This window comes from Actinospica robiniae DSM 44927 (assembly GCF_000504285.1).
GTDB lineage: Bacteria > Actinomycetota > Actinomycetes > Streptomycetales > Catenulisporaceae > Actinospica > Actinospica robiniae.
In genome coordinates this window covers 8,128,167-8,145,912 of the sequence record NZ_KI632511.1, presented here as the reverse complement: position 1 = coordinate 8,145,912, position 17,746 = coordinate 8,128,167, and the positions used below count along the sequence as shown (strand labels likewise).

At 70.4% G+C, this 17,746-nt stretch carries 13 protein-coding genes; 7 read left to right on the top strand and 6 right to left on the bottom strand.

Annotated elements, in window-relative coordinates; all coding sequences use genetic code 11:
* Positions 1-1,101, bottom strand: coding sequence for an ABC transporter ATP-binding protein (locus ACTRO_RS35175; protein ID WP_034270196.1), 1,101 nt, complete (start codon positions 1,099-1,101; stop codon positions 1-3).
* 276 nt (positions 1,102-1,377) lie between these two features.
* Here ACTRO_RS35175 and ACTRO_RS35170 point away from each other — a divergent pair, with 276 nt between their 5' ends.
* Complete coding sequence (locus ACTRO_RS35170; protein WP_051451858.1) at positions 1,378-2,571, top strand: ROK family transcriptional regulator; 1,194 nt, start codon at positions 1,378-1,380, stop codon at positions 2,569-2,571.
* Between the two features lie 252 nt (positions 2,572-2,823).
* A complete protein-coding gene (gene treS / locus ACTRO_RS35165; protein ID WP_034278148.1) occupies positions 2,824-4,566 on the top strand; it encodes a maltose alpha-D-glucosyltransferase in 1,743 nt (580 codons plus the stop codon).
* Between the two features lie 96 nt (positions 4,567-4,662).
* Here the strand turns inward: treS and ACTRO_RS35160 are convergent, their stop codons facing one another.
* The 3 genes from ACTRO_RS35160 to ACTRO_RS35150 all read right to left on the bottom strand — a co-directional run bounded on the left by ACTRO_RS35160 (position 4,663) and on the right by ACTRO_RS35150 (position 7,891).
* The gene (locus ACTRO_RS35160) at positions 4,663-5,553 is read right to left on the bottom strand and encodes a carbohydrate ABC transporter permease (protein ID WP_051451857.1); all 891 of its coding nucleotides are present in this window, start codon (positions 5,551-5,553) and stop codon (positions 4,663-4,665) included.
* Between the two features lie 5 nt (positions 5,554-5,558).
* Positions 5,559-6,509, bottom strand: a complete 951-nt coding sequence (locus ACTRO_RS35155; protein WP_051451856.1) for a carbohydrate ABC transporter permease — start codon at positions 6,507-6,509, stop codon at positions 5,559-5,561.
* An 89-nt stretch (positions 6,510-6,598) separates the two neighbouring features.
* The gene (locus ACTRO_RS35150; RefSeq protein WP_034270193.1) at positions 6,599-7,891 is read right to left on the bottom strand and encodes an extracellular solute-binding protein; all 1,293 of its coding nucleotides are present in this window, start codon (positions 7,889-7,891) and stop codon (positions 6,599-6,601) included.
* Between the two features lie 454 nt (positions 7,892-8,345).
* On the opposite strand from ACTRO_RS35150, the gene ACTRO_RS35145 reads away from it, so the two are divergent.
* The 5 genes from ACTRO_RS35145 (at position 8,346) to ACTRO_RS48370 (ending at position 13,029) form a co-directional block, all read left to right on the top strand.
* Positions 8,346-10,388: a mannosyltransferase YkcB-related protein gene (locus ACTRO_RS35145; RefSeq protein WP_034270190.1), complete on the top strand. Its 2,043-nt coding sequence runs from the start codon at positions 8,346-8,348 to the stop codon at positions 10,386-10,388.
* Between the two features lie 95 nt (positions 10,389-10,483).
* Positions 10,484-10,696, top strand: coding sequence for a DUF5302 domain-containing protein (locus tag ACTRO_RS35140; protein WP_034270188.1), 213 nt, complete (start codon positions 10,484-10,486; stop codon positions 10,694-10,696).
* Positions 10,697-10,700: 4 nt separating this feature from the next.
* Positions 10,701-11,327 (top strand): YdeI/OmpD-associated family protein, encoded by a 627-nt coding sequence (locus ACTRO_RS35135; RefSeq protein WP_034270185.1) that lies wholly within the window; start codon positions 10,701-10,703, stop codon positions 11,325-11,327.
* 51 nt (positions 11,328-11,378) lie between these two features.
* Positions 11,379-12,218 carry a class I SAM-dependent methyltransferase gene (locus tag ACTRO_RS35130; protein ID WP_051451855.1) on the top strand — a complete coding sequence of 280 codons (840 nt, stop codon included), beginning with the start codon at positions 11,379-11,381 and terminating at the stop codon, positions 12,216-12,218.
* Between the two features lie 37 nt (positions 12,219-12,255).
* On the top strand, positions 12,256-13,029 hold the full coding sequence (locus ACTRO_RS48370; RefSeq protein WP_063628127.1) for a VOC family protein: 774 nt from the start codon (positions 12,256-12,258) through the stop codon (positions 13,027-13,029).
* A 1,356-nt stretch (positions 13,030-14,385) separates the two neighbouring features.
* Here ACTRO_RS48370 and ACTRO_RS35120 read toward each other — a convergent pair.
* Together ACTRO_RS35120 and ACTRO_RS35115 are read right to left on the bottom strand one after the other, a co-directional pair.
* Positions 14,386-15,792 (bottom strand): NF041680 family putative transposase, encoded by a 1,407-nt coding sequence (locus ACTRO_RS35120; protein ID WP_084315835.1) that lies wholly within the window; start codon positions 15,790-15,792, stop codon positions 14,386-14,388.
* Between the two features lie 501 nt (positions 15,793-16,293).
* Positions 16,294-17,493 (bottom strand): IS110 family RNA-guided transposase, encoded by a 1,200-nt coding sequence (locus ACTRO_RS35115; protein WP_034263005.1) that lies wholly within the window; start codon positions 17,491-17,493, stop codon positions 16,294-16,296.
* Between the last annotated feature and the right edge of the window lie 253 nt (positions 17,494-17,746).

The window sequence follows — 17,746 nt, the reverse complement described above, 5'->3', positions numbered from 1 at the left end:
TCAGTCCGGCAGCCGGCGGCCGGTGCCCGCGTCGAAGAGGTGGGCGGCGGCCGGGTTCGCGATGATCAGCACCTCGTCGCCGCGGCCGGGCGGGTTGCCGCCGGCGTGCCGGAGCACCAGGTCCACCGGGCCGTCAGGGCCCTGCGTCCGGGCGTGCACCACGTACTCCCGGCCGGAATCCTTCACGAAGACCGCGGTGGCGCGCAGGGCGCCCTGGTCCGGCGCGATCAGCGGGGCGCAAGCCAGGGCGAGATCCTCCGGACGCAGGCCGACGAGCACCCCGTCCCCGGTCAGGGCGCGCGCCTGCGCGTCGCCGAGCTTCACCGCAAGGCCGCCGATCCGGGCGTAGCCGTCCCGGTACGCGGCGGGGACGAGGTTCATCGGATGCTGGCCGACGAACCCTGCGACGGCCGCCGTGGCGGGACGGTCGAAGACCTCTGCGGCCGTGCCCACCTGCTGCAGCACGCCCCGGTCCAGCACGGCTATCCGGTCCGCTATCGCCAGCGCGTCGGTGGAGCTGCAGGTGGCGTAGAGCATCGTCACGCCGAACTCGCGCTGCAGGGTGGCGATCGGGGTGCGCTCGCGCATCATCATCGGGACGCCGGTGCCGGCCAGCGGCTCGTCCACGCAGACCGCGAGCGGCTCGCTGACCAGAGCCCGGGCCATCATGGCGCGCTGGCGCAGGTCGAAGTCGAGGGCGTCCGGGCGGGCGGCGAGGTGGCGGGCGACGCCGCAGCGCTCGGCGATCTCGGCCACCTTCGCGGCCACCGTCTTCGCCGAGGTCTTGCGCATCGTGAGCGGGAAGGCGATGTTCTCCCGCACGCTCAGCTGCGGGAACAACGCAAAGCCCTGAGCCAGCATGGACACCCCGCGCTTGTCCGGCGCGGCCTTGGTCACGTCCCGGCCGCCGATCAGCACCCGGCCCGCGGTCAGCGGGTCGGCGCCGGCCAGGGCGCGCAGCAGCGCGGATTTGCCGCTGCCGGAGGCGCCGGTGAGCACCAGCAGCCCGCCGTCCGGCACGGTGAGCGCGATCCGGTCGAGGACGGGCCGCCACAGGCCCCGCTGCACCCGGGTGACCTCGACGAATTCGACCTCGGCCACGGCTGCGGCGCTCCTCCCACCCGGACTCCTCCCGCTACGGCTCCCCCACGATACCCGCCGGGCACGCACGGCCCGCCCGGGGCAGGGCGGCGCTCCGGGCGGGCCTGGCGGGTGCGTACGCGCGGTACGCGGGTGAAGCTATCCCCGCCCGAATAGAGCGTCAAGAGGCCGGGTAATTCGTGGTATTCGCAATAATGGGCAGGCACGATCGGGACTTTCTCGCTGAGATTAATTCAATACTTGACGAATCGTGAGGACAGGCCCGATCCTCGTGCCATGACGCAGCAGCATCCTGCCAGGACCGAGGGCCGCAATCAGCGCAGCCGCCAGGCGGTGGTCCGGCTGCTGCGGGAGCGCGGCACGCTCAGCCGGGCGGAGATAGCGCGCGCGGTGGGCCTGTCGCCCTCGACCGTCTCCACCCTGGTCGCCGCTCTGGTGGCGGACGGGACGGTGCTCGAGCGGCCGGAGGCGCTGACGCCGGCCGGCGGCCGGGCCGGGCGCCCGGGCACGGCGGTGATGCTCAATCCGGCGGGCGGCGAGGCGATCGGGGTGGACTTCGGCTACCGGCACGTGCACGTGGTGATCGCGGACGTGACGCACGCGGTGCAGATCGCCCGTTCCGCGCCGCTGCCGGCGGACTACGACGCGTCGCTGGGCCTTGACACGGCCGCGGAGCTGGTGCGTTCGGCCGTGCGCGACGCCGGCACCGATCCCGCGCGCATCCTCGGCGTGGGCGTGAGCCTGCCCGGGGCGTACAACCCGCACACCGCGCTGCCCAACTCCGGGCTGCCCTCGCGGTGGTCCGGGATCCCGGTGGCGGCCGAACTCAGCCGCCGGCTCGAACTGCCCGTGCTCGCGGACAACGACGCGAACCTCGGGGCGCTGGCGGAGCGGCAGTGGGGCGCGGGCACGGGTTTCGACGAGCTCGTGTACATAAAGCTGCACAGCACCGTGGGCGCGGCGTTCATCAGCAACGGCCGGCTCACCCGGGGCGCGGCCGGCGGCGCCGGCGAGATCGGGCACCTGGTGATGGACGCCAACGGACCGCTGTGCCGGTGCGGGAACCGGGGCTGTCTGGAGTCTTATGTGGGGCTGCCGCAGCTGATGCGCGCCCTGGAGCCCGGATACGGCGACCGGATCACCTTGCGGGACGTGATCACCAAGGCCTGGCAGGGCGATCGCGGCTGCATCAGGGCACTGAGCGAGGCCGGGAAGACCGCGGGCCGGGCCGTGGGCATGCTCAGTACCGTGCTCAATCCGGCCGCGGTGGTGATCGGCGGAGCGCTGGCCCAGGCGGGCGAACTGCTGCTCGGCCCCCTGCGGGAGTCGGCCCAGGCGGCCGGCCTGCCGCCGGCCGGCACCAGCCTGCGCATACTCCCGGCCGCGCTGGGCGACCAGGCCTGCGCGCTCGGCGCGGTCGCGCTGGTGCTCGGGCAGGCCGGGCAGACACCGATGCCGACAGTTGTCTGAGCGGTGCGTTGAATGGAGCTCGCAAAGCGAGCGCGACGGGCCACGGAAGCATGGACGAGCCGGGCGGAGTAGTGGCTCGGGCGCGTCGCGCTGCGGTCGCGGCCTGTCCGAGCGACGCTTACCGTGTACATCACCATCTGAGTCCTCCCGGATGCGCGATGGGGGGCGCGCTTGACCAGTCCGAGCTTGACCGAGCGAAACTGAGAGAGCCCTGAGATGTCTGATATCACCACTTCCCACGCCCAGGAGGCGATGCCCACCGAACCGGTCGCCGACTCCCCGCTCGATGTGCCCACGGGCGAACGGGATCCGTACTGGTTCAAGCGGGCCGTGTTCTACGAGGTGTTCGTGCGCTCGTTCGCGGACGAGAACGCGGACGGGATCGGAGACTTCAGGGGGCTGACGTCCCGGCTGGACTATCTGCACTGGCTCGGGATCGACTGCATCTGGCTGCCGCCGTTCTTCAAGTCGCCGCTGCGCGACGGCGGCTACGACGTACTGGACTACACCGGGATCCTGGCCGAGTTCGGCGACCTCGGTGATTTCGTGCAGTTCGTGGAGGCGGCGCACGAGCGTGGCATCCGGGTGATCATCGACGTGGTGATGAACCACACGAGCGATCAGCACCCGTGGTTCCTGGCCTCCCGCGAGGACCCGCAGGGGCCTTACGGCGACTTCTACGTGTGGGCCGACGACGACGCCGGGATGCCCGAGGCGCGGATCATCTTCTCCGACACGGAGATCTCGAACTGGAGTTTCGACCAGGTGCGCAAGCAGTACTACTGGCACCGGTTCTTCTCGCACCAGCCGGACCTGAACTACTACAACCCCAAGGTCCGCAAGAAGATGATGGCGGCGCTGCGGTTCTGGCTCGACCTCGGCATCGACGGGTTCCGGCTGGACGCCGTGCCCTACCTCTACCACGAGGAGGGCACGAACGGGGAGAACCTGCCGCAGAGCCATGCGTTCCTCAAGGAGGTGCGCGCCATGGTGGACAAGTTCTACCCGGACCGGGTGCTGCTGGCCGAGGCCAACCAGTGGCCCGCCGACGCGGTGGACTACTTCGGCGACCCGGCCACCGGCGGCGACGAGTGCCACATGGCCTTCCACTTCCCGGTCATGCCGCGCATCTTCATGGCCGTGCGCAAGGGTTCGGCGGTGCCGATCTCGGAGATCCTGGCGCAGACCCCGGAGATCCCGGAGCACGCCCAGTGGGGCATCTTCCTGCGCAACCACGACGAGCTGACCCTGGAGATGGTCACCGACGAGGAGCGCGACTACATGTACACCGAGTACGCCAAGGACCCGCGGATGAAGGCGAACGTCGGCATCCGGCGCCGGCTCGCGCCGCTGCTGGAGAACGACCGCCGGCAGATGGAGCTCTTCAGCGCCCTGCTGTTCTCGCTGCCCGGCTCGCCGGTGCTCTACTACGGCGACGAGATCGGGATGGGCGACAACATCTGGCTCGGCGACCGCGACGGGGTGCGCACGCCGATGCAGTGGACCCCGGACCGCAACACGGGCTTCTCCCAGTGCGACCCGGGCCGGCTCTACCTGCCGGTGATCATGGACCCGGTCTACGGGTACCAGCGGACGAACGTGGAGTCGCAAACGAAGGACACCTCTTCGCTCCTGCATTGGACCAAACGGATGATCGAGCTGCGCAAGGAGAACCCGGCCTTCGGCCTCGGCGGCTACACCGAGGTCGACTCCACGAACCCGGCGATCCTCGCGTTCGTCCGGGAGCTGCCGGCCGAGAAGGCGCCGGACGGCAAGGACTCGGTGGTGCTGTGCGCGATGAACCTGTCCCGGCTCCCCCAGCCCACCGAGCTGGACCTGAGCCGGTTCCGGGCCAGCGAGCCGGTGGAGCTGCTCGGCGGCGTGACCTTCCGCAAGATCGGGGACGTGCCGTACCCGCTGACCATGTCGGGGCACGGCTTCTTCTGGTTCCGGCTGGACGAGCGCGAGGAAGAGCAGCTCATCGCCGGTCTGTGACCGTTGCCGGCCGGGCGCGGCCAAGGTGCGGCCGCCGAGCTCGGGTCTCGTCCCCCACAACCCGGGCCCGGCGGCCGCACGTCTGAGCGGGCCGGCCTACTTCGTCGACCCGGAGGTGAAGCCGGAGACGATCCGGCGCTGCGCGGCCAGCACCAGCAGCGCGATCGGGATGGTGACCACCACCACGGCCGCGTCGATCATGTTGGGGAACACCTGGAACTGGCTGTGTCCCAGATTGCTGATGGCCAGCGGGGCGGTGTAGTGGCTGGGGGTCTGGGTGAAGCTGAGCGCGAAGGTGAAGTCGTTCCACGCCAGGATGAACGAGAGGATCGCCGCGGTCAGCACGCCCGGCATGGCCACCGGCACCACGACCCGGAACAGCGCGCGCAGCCGGGTCAGGCCGTCGACCACGGCGGCCTCCTCGATCTCCACCGGGATCTGGGAGAAGAAGTTGGCCAGGAACCAGATCGCGATCGGCAGGGTGTAGACCAGGTAGCTGGCGATCAGCGTCAGCGGGCTGTCGACCCAGTGGGCGTGGCTGAAGGTGAGGAACAGCGGCCCGACCATCGCCATGATCGGGAAGAAGCCGGCCACCAGGATGAAGCCGAGCAGCGCCGGCTTGCCGCGCAGCCGGGTGCGGGCCAGGGCGTAGCCGGCCGCCGAGCCGACCACGACGGTGATCGCGGTGGTGCTCAGGGCCACGACCGCGCTGTTGAGGACATTGCGCCAATAGTCGTACTGCGCGAAGTCGTTGCGGTAGGCCGAGAGGCTGAACGAGGTCGGCAGCAGGCTGTGCGTGCCCTGATTGAGGTCGGCGGTGGTCTTGAAGGAGGTGATCACCATCCAGTAGAACGGGAAGAGCGAGATCAGCACGAACACCAGGATCAGCACGCTGCGGCCGAGCGCGGCGAACGTGGGCAGGCGGCGGCGCGGCGGCGCGGCGAACTGGGTCGGCCGGCCGTCCCGGGTGACCGTCAGGGTACTCATACAGCTCAGCCCTTCTCCCGGAACAGCCGCGTGTACGCGGCGGCGATGGCCAGGCACAGCACGATCAGCACCAGCGAGATCGCCCCGCCGTAGCCGTAGTCGTAGTCCACGTGGAAGGCGTTGAAGTCGAGGTAGGCCAGGGTCTCGGTGGACGTGCCCGGACCCCCGTTGGACATGATGTAGACGACGTCGAAGACCAGGAACGCCGAGAGCGTGCGGAAGATCAGCGCGACCATCAGCGCGGGCTTGAGCAGCGGCAGGGTCAGCCGGCGGAACTGGCGCCAGGCCGACGCGCCGTCGATCTTGGCCGCCTCGTAGATCTCGTTCGGGATCACCTGCAGCCCGCCGATCAGGATGATGGCCACGAACGGGGTGTTCTTCCACGCGTCGGCCACGAACAGCGCCACCCAGGAGGTGTCGGTGTTGGCGAGCCAGGTGGTGCCGGAGCCGGGCAGGTGCAGCAGGTGCAGCGCGTAGTCGACGAAGCCCTGGCGCGGGTCGAACATCTCCTTCCACGCCTCCGCGGACACCACCGTCGGCACCGCCCACGGGATGAACACGGCCGCGCGCACCAGACCGCGTCCGCGGAAGGGCTTGTTCAGGGCGAGCGCGAGCACGAGCGCGATGGCCACCTCGATGGCGACCGAGACGAGCGTGAACACGACCGTGTGCAGCAGCGCGGGCTCGAAGGTGCTGCCCACCGCGAACATGCGGCGGAAGTTGGCCAGGCCCGCGAGCTTGCCGTTGATGAACGGGATCTCCGGGACGGCGTAGTGGAAGGAGTTCCAGACGTTGTAGACCAGCGGATACGCGGTGATGGCCAGCAGCAGCACGATCGCGGGCACGACCAGCCAGAAGCCGAGCCTGCGGTCCTGCGCCAGCAGCGTGCCGCGGCGGGGTTTGGGGAGGGATTCGGGGCGGCCCGGCGCCGGGCGGGCCTGGTCGGTGGCAGCCATGTCGGTGGGGGAAGTCCTCGCCTAGAGAGAAGAACGGGGGCGGTCGGGCCCGCCGCCGCACGGGCGGGCGGCGGGCCCGGCCGGTGCGGTCAGGACGCTGAGTAGCCCGGGATCTGCTGGATCTGCGTCTGCGCGGAGGACAGGGCGGAGCTGGGCGAGGCCTGTCCGGCCAGCACGGTGGAAATCATGGTCTGGAGCACCTCGGAGATCTGCTGGTAGACCGGGGAGCTCGGACGGGCGGTGGAGGCGGCGAACACGGCCTGCTCGGACTGGTAGTAGGGCGCCGAGGCGTACAGGGCCGAGGTGTAGGCGCTCTTGGCCGAGGGCGGGTCGCCGGCCGACTCGGCCCGGGAGATCTCGACCTGGGCACTGGTCATGTACTTGATGAACTCCAGGTCGGCGGCGGCGTGCGCGCTGTGCGCCGCGACCATCAGGTTGTGCCCGCCGAGCGCGGTGGCCGCGCTGCCGGCGGAGCTCGGGAACGGGATCCAGGCGGTGTTGGACTTCAGCGCGGCGATCTTCTGCGAGCTGGCGAACTCGTAGGGCCAGTTCAGCGCGAACGCGGTCTGGCCGGACTCCCAGGCGCTCTGCACGTCCGACTCCTGCCAGGCGGTCGCCGCCTGCGGGGTGATGCCGTCCTTGTGGATGGTGTCGTACATGAACTGCAGGGCCTGCTGGTTGGCCGGGGTGTTGAGGTCGGACAGGTCCAGCTTGCCGCCGAAGCCGCCGAGGAAGTCGACCAGGGCGCACACCGAGCCCTCGTACTTCGCGCCCTCCCAGGCCAGGCCCTCCTTCAGGCTCTTGTCCGCCTTGACCGCGGCCTGCGCGTCGGCGACGAGCTCGGCGGGGGTGGTGGGGGCCGACTTGACCAGGTCGGTGCGGTAATAGACGCCCTCCGCGTTGATGATCCACGGCACGGCGTAGAGCTTGCCGTTGTACTGCGCAGAGGCGAGCTGGCCGGGGAAGTAGTCGCCGGTGTTGAAACCGTCGGCGGACAGGTCCTGCACATAGCCCGCCGCGGCGAACTGCGGGGTCCAGGTCACGTCGGCGTCGACCACGTCGAGCCCGGTGCCGGCCTGGAAGCGCTGCTGCAGCTGGGTCAGCTGGTCGGTGGCCGAGGAGGCCAGATTGAAGACCTGAACCTTGACGTTCGGGTACTGTTTCTCGAATCCGGCGATGGCGGCCGTGGTGGCCTGGCCCTCCCCGCCGAGGCCGTCGGTGGCGAAGACGATGGTCTGCTGCGCGTTCGCCGAGGTCTGCGGGGTGGTGGAGCTCGAGGAGCTGGAGCACCCGGCCGCGGCGCCGACGAGGGCGGCCAGGGCGGCGGCGGTCAGGGTACGGCGGGCCAGGCGTCCGGGCGCCGCCGTGCTGGGAAGGGTCATTGCGGGGTCACACCTCACTGCGGTCGGGCCCGTCGCGCCGCCGCGCAGGTGCCGTTCGGCACCGGGTCGGCGCGACGAGATCGGATAAGCGAAGGTCATTCGTCAGATCTCTGCTGCATACCGCGCTGCCGGGCCGCTGTTCCGGCGCCGCCGCCCGCCCGGGGCGGCGCCCGCCCGACGTGGATCTCAGGGGACTTCAATGGGATACCGGGAAATGTAGTACCGGGGAAATAGTGCCGTCAACAGCGTTGCCGGATCGTGACTCGACACTAAATAAGTGTGTTCCGAACTAATGAGGGGCCTTACTCGGGCATATCAGTCACCGGTTCGGCGGATTTCGCAGTAATGCGGCGGGGCTCGCCGAGCCGTGACCGAGGGTGACCAGGCGGATTCGACAGGGCCGGCTCACCTCCGGTTCATGGAGGTCTTAATCTCGCGGGGCACGCTCGGGAGCATGGCGATCACGGAAACGAACCCCGCGCCGGCGGCCACGCGTGCCGGCCGGCGCCTCGACGCCGCCCGAGCCCGGCTACGACCCGGCGGCGGCCTGACGGCGGCGGTGGCGGTGCTGGCCGCCCTGGTCTTCGGCTGGGGCGCGTTCCACACGGCCCCGAACGACTTCTACGCCGCCGACGCCCGCAGCATGTCGATGAGCTGGCACAACTTCCTCTACGGCGCCTTCGACCCGGCCGGCAGCGTCACCATCGACAAGCTCTGGGGCTTCCTGTGGCCGCAGGCGATCAGCATCAAGATCTTCGGCTACCACGCCTGGGCACTGGCGCTGCCGGAGGCGATCGAGGGCGTGATCAGCGTGCTCGTGCTCCACCGGCTCACCCGCCGGTGGACCGGACGGGCCGAGCCCGCGCTGCTGGCGGCCGGCATCTTCACGCTCACCCCGATCGTCGCGAGCACCTTCGGACACTCCGGCCTCGAAGACAATGCCCTGACGATGCTGCTGATCCTGGCCACCGACGCGTTCGTGCGCGCGCTCGACACCGGCCGCGCGCGCACCCTGCTGCTGAGCGGCTTCTGGGTGGGCATGGCGTTCCAGACCAAGATGGTGCAGGCGTGGACCGTGGTGCCGGTCTTCGGGCTGGTCTACCTGTGTTGCGGCCCGCACGGCGTGGCGCGCCGGATCCGGCACACGCTGGCCTTCGGCGCCGTGACGCTGGCGAGTTCGCTGTGGCTGATGGTGATCGTGCAGCTGACACCGGCGAGCCACCGACCGTTCATCGACGGCTCCTCCGGGTCGAACAACGTCTTCACGATGGTCTTCTCCTACAACTTCACCAGCCGGTTCGGCTCGAGCGGCATGGGCGGATCGGCGGACTGGGGCAAGCTGTTCGCGGCCGACTTCGGCTCGCAGATCGGCTGGCTCTACCCGCTGGCGCTGATCGCGCTGGCCGTCGGCCTGAGCTCCCGCCGCGGCGGCACCGAGCGGGCCGGATACCTCATGTGGGGCGGGACGCTGCTGGTCACCGGCTTGGCGTTCAGCGCGGGCACGATCCCGCACTCGCAGTACATGGCCGTGCTCGCGCCCGGGCTGGCCGCGCTCTCGGCGGCCGGGATCATCCGGCTGCACCACGCGTTCGCGCACGGCGACCGCAGCGGCTGGCTGCTGCTCGTGGCCATCGCCGCGACCGTCGCGTGGGCCACGCACCTGTCCGCCGAGAACACGGCGCTGGTCAGCTGGCTGCCGCCGCTGGTGATCGTGGCCGGCCTGACGTCGATCGCCCTGCTCGCCGCGTACCGGCTGCGCCGGGCAGGCGTGCTCGCCGCCGCCGGCACCGTCCTCGGCGTCACCGCGATGCTCGCGACGCCCGCGGCCTGGGCGCTCTCCACCTTCTCCACGCAGTACGACGGCACCTCCATCAACGCAGCGGCCGGACCCTACGACGGCCAATTCGGCACCGGCAACGCCGCCCGCGGCGGTGGCGGCGCGTTCCCCGGCGGCGGCAACGGCGGCGGCCCCTCCATGAACGGCTCCGCACCGCCGATGAACAGCGGCATGGGTGGCGAAATGCCCGATGGAACGGGTGGCGGCAGGCCCGGAGGAATGAGTGGCGGCGGTCCCATCGATACCGGTGGCGGTAGCGGTGGACCCGGCGGCACCTCCAGCCTCTCCTCGGCCCAGCAGTCCCTGCTCGACTACCTGCGCCAGAACCAGGGCTCTGCGAAGTACCTGATGGCCGTGATGAGCTCCGGCGACGCCGAGGACTACATCGCCGACGCCGGCGCCTCCGTGCTGCCGGTCGGCGGGTTCAGCGGCGACGACGGCTACCCGAGCCTGAGCGCGTTCAAGGCCCTGGTCGCGTCCGGCGAGCTCAAGTACGTCCTGCTCGACGCGAGCGGCGGGCAGGGCGGCCGAGGCGGCATGGGCGGCCCCGGTTCGGGCGGCACCAGTGAGATCTCCGACTGGGTCACCTCCACCTGCAAGGTCGTCTCCTCCACCACCTCCGGCTCGGCCGGCACGCTCTACGCGTGCACGGCGAGCTGATCACGGCCGCCATCCGCCCCGTGACGCGCCCGTTCCCGGCCACGTCACGGGGCAAAGCCGTGGCCGGGGACGGCCCGGTGTGCCAGGCTTGAGCCATGAGCGATACCGAACACGAACAGCCCGCCACGGCCGCAGCCTCCGAGCCGGCGGCCGAGGACGAGGTCAAGCGCAGGTTCCGCGAGGCGCTGGAACGCAAGCAGGCCCACCACTCCGAGCGCAACGCGCAGGGCGCGAGCGGCGGCGGCAAGGCGAACAACGCGCACGGCCCGGCTGCCGGCAAGCGCACCTTCCGCCGGAAGGCCGGCTGAGCGGATGCCCCCGGCGAAGCGGGGCGCCGCGCTTCCGGAGGCGCCGGAGCCGATCGGCTTCGAGCGGGCCGAGGATTTCGAGGCCTGGCTCGAAGCCAACGACGGCTCCTGCGGCGGACTGTGGGTCAAGCTCGCGAAGAAGGGTTCGGGCATCGCGAGCATCGACTACGCCACGGCGCTGGAAGCGGCGCTCTGCTTCGGCTGGATCGACGGCCGGAAACGCTCGCTCGACGAGGACAGCTGGCTGCAGCGCTTCACCCCGCGCTCGCCGCGCGGCCGCTGGTCCCGGATCAACCGGGACAAGGCGACCGCGCTGATCGAGGCCGGGCGGATGCGCCCGGCCGGGCAGCGCGAGGTGGACCTCGCCCAGGCCGACGGCCGCTGGGACGCGGCGTACGAGGGGCAGCGCTCCGCCGCCGTGCCGGAAGACCTCCAGGCCGCCTTCGACGCCGATCCGGAGGCCGCCGCGTTCTTCACGACCCTCGACAGCGCGAACCGTTACGCGGTGCTCTACCGCGTGCACGAGGCCAAGCGCGCCGAGACGCGCGCCCGGCGGATCGAGAAGCTGGTGGCCATGCTGCACGCGCACGAGACGATCCACCCGCAGCGGACCGCGCGCAAGAGCGGCTGAGCGAGGGCGAATCCACTGGCATCAGGGTTCGATTACGCACAGAATCCCGTCATGGACACCGCGAATCCCGCCAGGCCCGTTCTCAACCCGGTCATCGACGAGTTCTACTCCGCCCGCTACGACGAGGCCGACCGGCTCTCCCGCGACGCCCCCGGGCGGCTCGAACGCGACCGTACCCGCGAGATCCTGCGCCGCGTCCTGCCCGCCGCGCCCGCCCGGATCCTCGACATCGGCGGCGGACCCGGCGTCTACGCGGCCTGGCTGGCAGAACTCGGATACCAGGTCACGATGATCGAGCCGGTGGCCCGGCACCGCGAGCAGGCCGCGGCGTACGGCACCTTCGCCGTGGCGGACGGCGACGCCCGCGCGCTGGCCCATCCCGACGCCTCGGCCGACGCGGTGCTGCTGCTCGGCCCGATGTACCACCTCGTCGATCCCGCCGAACGGGCCCTGGCCTTGGCCGAGGCCGGCCGCGTGGTACGTCCGGGCGGCGTGATCGCGGCCGCGTTCATCAACCGCCAGGCGCCGATCCTGGACGTGTCCGCGCGACTGAGGATCAACGACGACGGCGTCTTCGCGCATCTGCGGAGGCTGCGAGACACCGGCGTGAACGACGAGGCGACCGGGTTCACCGTCGCCTACTTCCACAGTCCCCGGGAGATCCTCGCCGACTTCGCCGCGGCCGGGCTCCCCGAGCCCCGCCTGGTCGGGATCGAGGGCCCGCTGATGGCGCTGATCGTCAGCGGCCTGGTCGAGGACCGGCCGGACTACTTCGAAGCGGCGCTGCGCTCGGCGCAGGTGGCCGAGGACCACCCGGACCTGCTCGCCACCTCCGCGCACGTGCTCGCCGTCGTGGGATCCGCGCCGCACGGCGCGCCGGGGAGCGCCTGAGCTGGACCGCGGTAAGGGGCGGTGGGAGGCTACCGGCATGAGCCTCCGTATTAGGCACATTACGTTCGATTGCGCCGACCCCTACCGGCTGGCCGCCTTCTGGAGCCGGCTGCTCGGCTACCGCGAGGACCCGGCCGAGCCGAACCGCCCGGATGCCGAGGAAGCGGCGCTGGTGGATCCGCAGGGCGAGTCGGGGCTTCTGTTCCTGCGGGTGCCCGAGCCGAAGGCGGTCAAGAACCGGCTGCACTTCGACGTCTGGCCGGACGGGCTCGAGCTGTCCGGCCGCGACCATGCACTGGCGCACGTGCTCGAGCTCGGCGCGAGCGTGGTCGACGATCGGCGCGAACCCGACGGCACCGGCTGGATCGTGCTGGCCGACCCGGAAGGCAACGAATTCTGCCTGCTGCGTTCCCGCGCCGAGCGCTACGAGGACCCGGAGAGCGACGCGGAGGATTACCTGCGGGCCGAACTCGACCTGGCCTACGACCGCCAGCTGCGCGTGCTCGGCCACGTACGCCGCCGCCTCGCCGACATCGGCACCCAGCGCAAGCGGCTGGAGATCGAGGTCTCCGTCCTCGCCGCCCAGGCACCGCTGGACCCCGCGCTCGAAGCCATGCGCGCCCGCGTCCGCGAGCGCACCCGCGCCGAACAGCGCACCCAGGCACTCGCGCACGAGCTGCAAGCCGAGATCAGCTCCTTCCGCGCCGAGATCGAACGCCACCGCGCCGACCCGGAAGCGCGCCAGGCGCAGACCTCCATCAATCAACTCAACGCCCTCCTCGACACCCTCCCCGGCGTCGGCACGGACTGATGACAAGGCACTGAGCACGATTAGAGTGGTGTGCCGTGCGCTCGATGTAGGCCCTGGCGACGTAGCGAAGCGCAGGGGCCAGGGCCTACATCGATTTGATGATCGGCTGGGTGCTCGTGGGGGCGTGGGCGTGGTGGCTCGTCGGGTCGGGGTGGTCGTCGTGGTGTGGGCGGGCGCTTCGCGTCGTCCGGTTCGTCTGACCACCCGCCCACCCGTTACGTTGGCGGGCGAGCTGCGGTTTCAAGATCGAAAGTCGCCGCTGGCAGGCCCTTCCCTCGGAGAGAGTGCCGGGGTCTGTGGGGTGCTGCCGTTGGAGGGGCGGGCTGGGGTTCGGGATGGTGGGGTTGCGGGGGTGTGTTCTCTCCTCGGTCGGTCCCCGGAGGCAATCAGGAACCTGCCGGGAGCTCAAGCGGCGGTGACTTGGGTTGATGCTCGATTCTGCATGGCGCCGCTTGACCTCCCGGCAGAACCCTGATCGGGCTTCGCCTGCCCGACCGAGGAGAGAACACACCCCCTGAGGGTCCGGTGCGAGCTGCGCTCGGGCTGAGTCCCGGCCCGTGGCCCGGCCGCGCGGTGCGGAAGAATCCTGCATCACCGTTCTGGACCGCTGTCTTCTTCTCTACTCGTTCAACGCCGGGGAGCGCGCCCGAGTGCCCGGAAATCTCCCGTATTTTTTCTTTTCCGGCAAAGGCCGGATACGCGGTTTTTGTCGGTGGTGGCGTCTAGCATGGAAGAGTACGAGGGTCGGGGCTTGTGACGGGAGGGTGGTGGACGGGGTGGGGCCGAAAGCGGTGCAGGATTTCCCCTCGGCTTGCGACCGCGCCAGGCGACCCGAGCACCGGCGCCTTCACGCGGATCGAGGGTCGGGATGCTCGGATCAGGGCGATGCAGGATTCTTCCGCATCGAACGCGGCCGGCCTGCGGGATTCTGCAGCGAGGTCTGGGATCGGGGCCGACCGCACCAAGGCGATGCACTATTCATCAGCAAGCGCGAGACGAGCACCGACCCTTCGGACGGATCGGGCATCGGGTGGCCGCATGAGAGTACTGCAGAATTCTTCCGGATCGGGCGCCAGCCTGCGGGATTCCTCCGCGAGGTCTGGGATCGGAATGATCGGATCCATCGTGCAGGATTCAGCACACGCACAGCCGAACCACGGGACTCACTCGCGCGGATCGAGGATCGCGATGCTCGGATCAGGGCGCTGCAGAATTCGACATCAAGCGCGGCCGGGCCACCCGCGCCGGCCCGAGTGCAGTTCGCACCGCTCCCCCAGGGGGTGGGCTCTCTCCTCGGTCGGGCAGGCGAAGCCCGATCAGGGTTCTGCCGGGAGGTCAAGCCTTAAGATTTAACCATTAGTGATCATGGTCGGGTGTTTTCGATGTCGCTCGTTCATGGCTTGTGCCGGTCTTCTTACCGGCTGGGTGGCGTGTGCGCGGTGGCCGGGTCGTGCCCGTCGGGCGGCCGGGGCCGGCGGTGGTGGGTTTCGGCTTTGCGGCGGGGGTGCCGATTTTCCGTGCCAGTACGGGGAAACCCCGGCGGACCCGGCCGGGTGTCGGGATCCGGTCTGGGGGTGTCGGGCGCTGCCAGGGCAGGCGCAGGTGAGCGCCGAGCCGGCGGGCGAGCCTGAGCTGGGTGTATGCGGTGATGGTCAGCCAGGTCCAGCGGTCGGCCTGCTCCGGGGTGCCCACCTGCGGCGCGGTCCAGCCGAGCGACTGCTTGAAGAACCTGAATGTATGCTCGATATCGAATCTCCGCAGATAGGCCGTCCAGAGCTGATCGAGGTCGAACCCGGTCCCGGGCCTCGCGTGGTGCCAGAGCCACAGGTCCTGCGGTGCGCGGCCGCCGGGCAGGCGCTGGGTCTGGACCCTGATCAGGGTGCCGGGCAGGCGCGGCAGTTGCTGCGCGTGCTCGCGCCAGGCGCCCTGGCGCTCGAGCTTCTGGTGCAGCCCGTGCCAGGCGGTCACGATCGTGCGCCCGCAGCGCGGCGAGTCCCGCTCGACGCGCAGGTCCGGGTCGTGCCAGGTGCCCGGGTCGGCGATCGCGAAGCGTCGGCCGTGCACGGGCGGGCGTCCCGGGGCACCGCGCGGGCGCGGCACCGGGTCGCCGTAGTAGACCCGGTCGCGGCGCACCCGTCCGAGAATCTGCCTCTCCAGGCCCCGGCCGGCGGTCAGATAGGCGATCCGGGTCAGGTCGTAGCCGGAGTCGAACACGAACAGTGCGGCAGGGCGCCCGTGCGAGAGCCCGGCGGCGGCGCAGCGCTCGAGCACCGCTTCGACCTGCGCGACGGTGACCGCGGTCGCGTCCTCGGCCACGGCGAGGCGGCGCGCGTCGAGCGGTGCGCACCACGAGTGCGCGCCCCACTCCAGCCCGACCGCGACCGAGTACGGCCATCCCGGCACGGTGCCGCGCCGGTTGCCGCACGCACACGAGTGATGGCAGTGGTGGCGCTCGCGTGCGCACTCGGCGTGCGGACGATGCCACGAAGAGACATCGATCGCGAATTTCAACGGTCCGTCATCCAAGGGTTCCCACACGCTGGTGATCAATCCGGCCAATGCCGGCACGTCGATCTCGCCACTGGCCACGGCGTCGTACAGGGCCCCGTGACCACGACGAAACGGCCGCTGCAGCGACAACTCGGCGAGCGAGCGCACCCGACCGTCCGTCGCGAGTACCGCATCGACGAGATCGAACAAAGAATCCGCGCGCCGCGCGAAGCAGCCGTGCACCCCGGCCCGAAACCCCCGCAGAACCTTCAACGACCCCCCGCCCCCGGCCGCGCGGGACTGGCCGGGCTCCTCACGGCATGGCATCATGAGACCCACGGCCACCTACCTTCTTCGTATCCTTCGACAGAAACGAAGAATCGCAGGTGGCCGTGCCGCGCGTCAGCAGAACACCGAAACTCCCCCAGAAACGATCTCGCCGAGGTTAAATCTCAAGCAAGCGGCGCCATGCACAATCCACCACCAGCGCAGGCCGCCGCCGCTTGACCTCCCGGCAGGTCCCTGATTGCCTCCGGGGACCGACCGAGGAGAGAGCACACCCCCGCAACCCCACCACCCCAAACCCCAACCCGCCCCACCAACAACAGCACCCACGCGAACCCGGCATCTCTCTCCGAGAGAAGGGCCTCCGCCGGAGGCGAGATCTTGAAACTGCAACCCACCCCACCAACGTAACGGGTGGGCGTGCCCCTATGTCTTCCGTCAAGTCTGGGCTGCTCGCTGTAACGGGCATGTGGGTGGGTGTTGCTCGGGTTATGTGGTGGCGGTGTGGGGCGTGTAGAGCGTGGCGTTGCGGAGCATGGCGTGGAGGACGTTGATGCGTCTGCGGGCGAGGCGGATGATTGCTTGGGTGTGGGTTTTGCCTGCGGCGCGGTGTTTGTCGTAGTAGGCGCGGGAGTCGGGGTCGGCCAGGGCGGCGAAGGCGGAGAGGAACATGGCGCGTTTGAGCTGCCGGTTTCCGCGTCTGGGTGCGTGTTCGCCGCGGATGGAGCTGCCGGAGGACTTGGTGACCGGGGCAAGTCCTGCGTAGGAGGCGAGGTGGTCGGCGGTGGGGAAGGTGGCGGCGTCGCCGACGGTGGTCAGGATGGTCGCGGCGGTCCTGATCCCGATGCCGGGCATCGAGGTCAGGAGCGGGGAAAGAGGGTGGGCCTCCAGCAGGGCACTGAGCTGTCCCTCGAGCGTGCGGCGTTGGGCGAGGATCTCGGTCAGCTGGCGGGCGAGGGAGGGGATGACGAGGGCTGCGGCCCGGGTGCCGGGCACCACGACCGTCTGTTCTGCGAGGGCCTCGGCGATCTCCTCGGCCAGGCGCTCGGCCAGGCGCGGGGCCAGGGGTTTCAGGAGTTTGACGATGCGTCGGGTGCCGGCCTCGGCGAGCAGTTCAGGGGAGCCGTACCGGGCGAGTAGCGCGAGGACGGCCTGGTGCTGGATGCGTGGGCCCAGGACGCGTTCGAGGGAGGGGTGGATCTGGGTGAGCAGGCCGCGCAGCCGATTGGAGGTGCGGGTCGACTCGCCCGCGAGGTCCTGGTCGAACCCGACGAGCATGGCCAGTTCCGCCTCGGTCTCATCGAGCACGGTCAGGGTGCGCAGCGCCCTGGGTGCGGTGCGGGCGACGTCGGCGATCACGGCGGCGTCGCGGGCGTCGGTCTTGGCCTCGCCCTCGTAGAGGTCCGCGGCGCGGCGCATGGCCAGGCCGGGCAGGTAGGCGACCTGGCAGCCGACGTCGCGGGCGACGCTCAGCGGCAGCGCGCCGATGTTCGCGGGCTGATCGACGATCACCAGGACGGTGGCGAACTTCGCGATCAGCTTCTCGAACAGGGCGCGCAGTTTCGGTTCGGTGTTCGGCAGGCGCTTGTCGTAGACGGTCTTGCCGGCCGGGGTCAGCCCGTGGGCGTGGTGCTCGCCCTTGCCCACGTCCAGGCCGAGGAAGACCCCGATACCGCTGGTGTCGTACACGCTCGCCGCCTTCTACTTCGCATGGCCCTGGCCTCGACCATCGCACCGCAGCCGGCAACCACGTTACACAGGCCGCCCCGAGAAAACGCCCGGCGTTGCGCCGGGCACGGGATGCGGACCAGGCCCCTTATCAGCGGTCAGGCAGTGCTCCAAAACCCGGCGGCAACACGCCCAAGGCCATAGACACGGCAGGGTGGCAGAGCCATACCGGGCCCGGAGGCCAGGCGCCCCCATTGCGGGGACACGTAAAAGG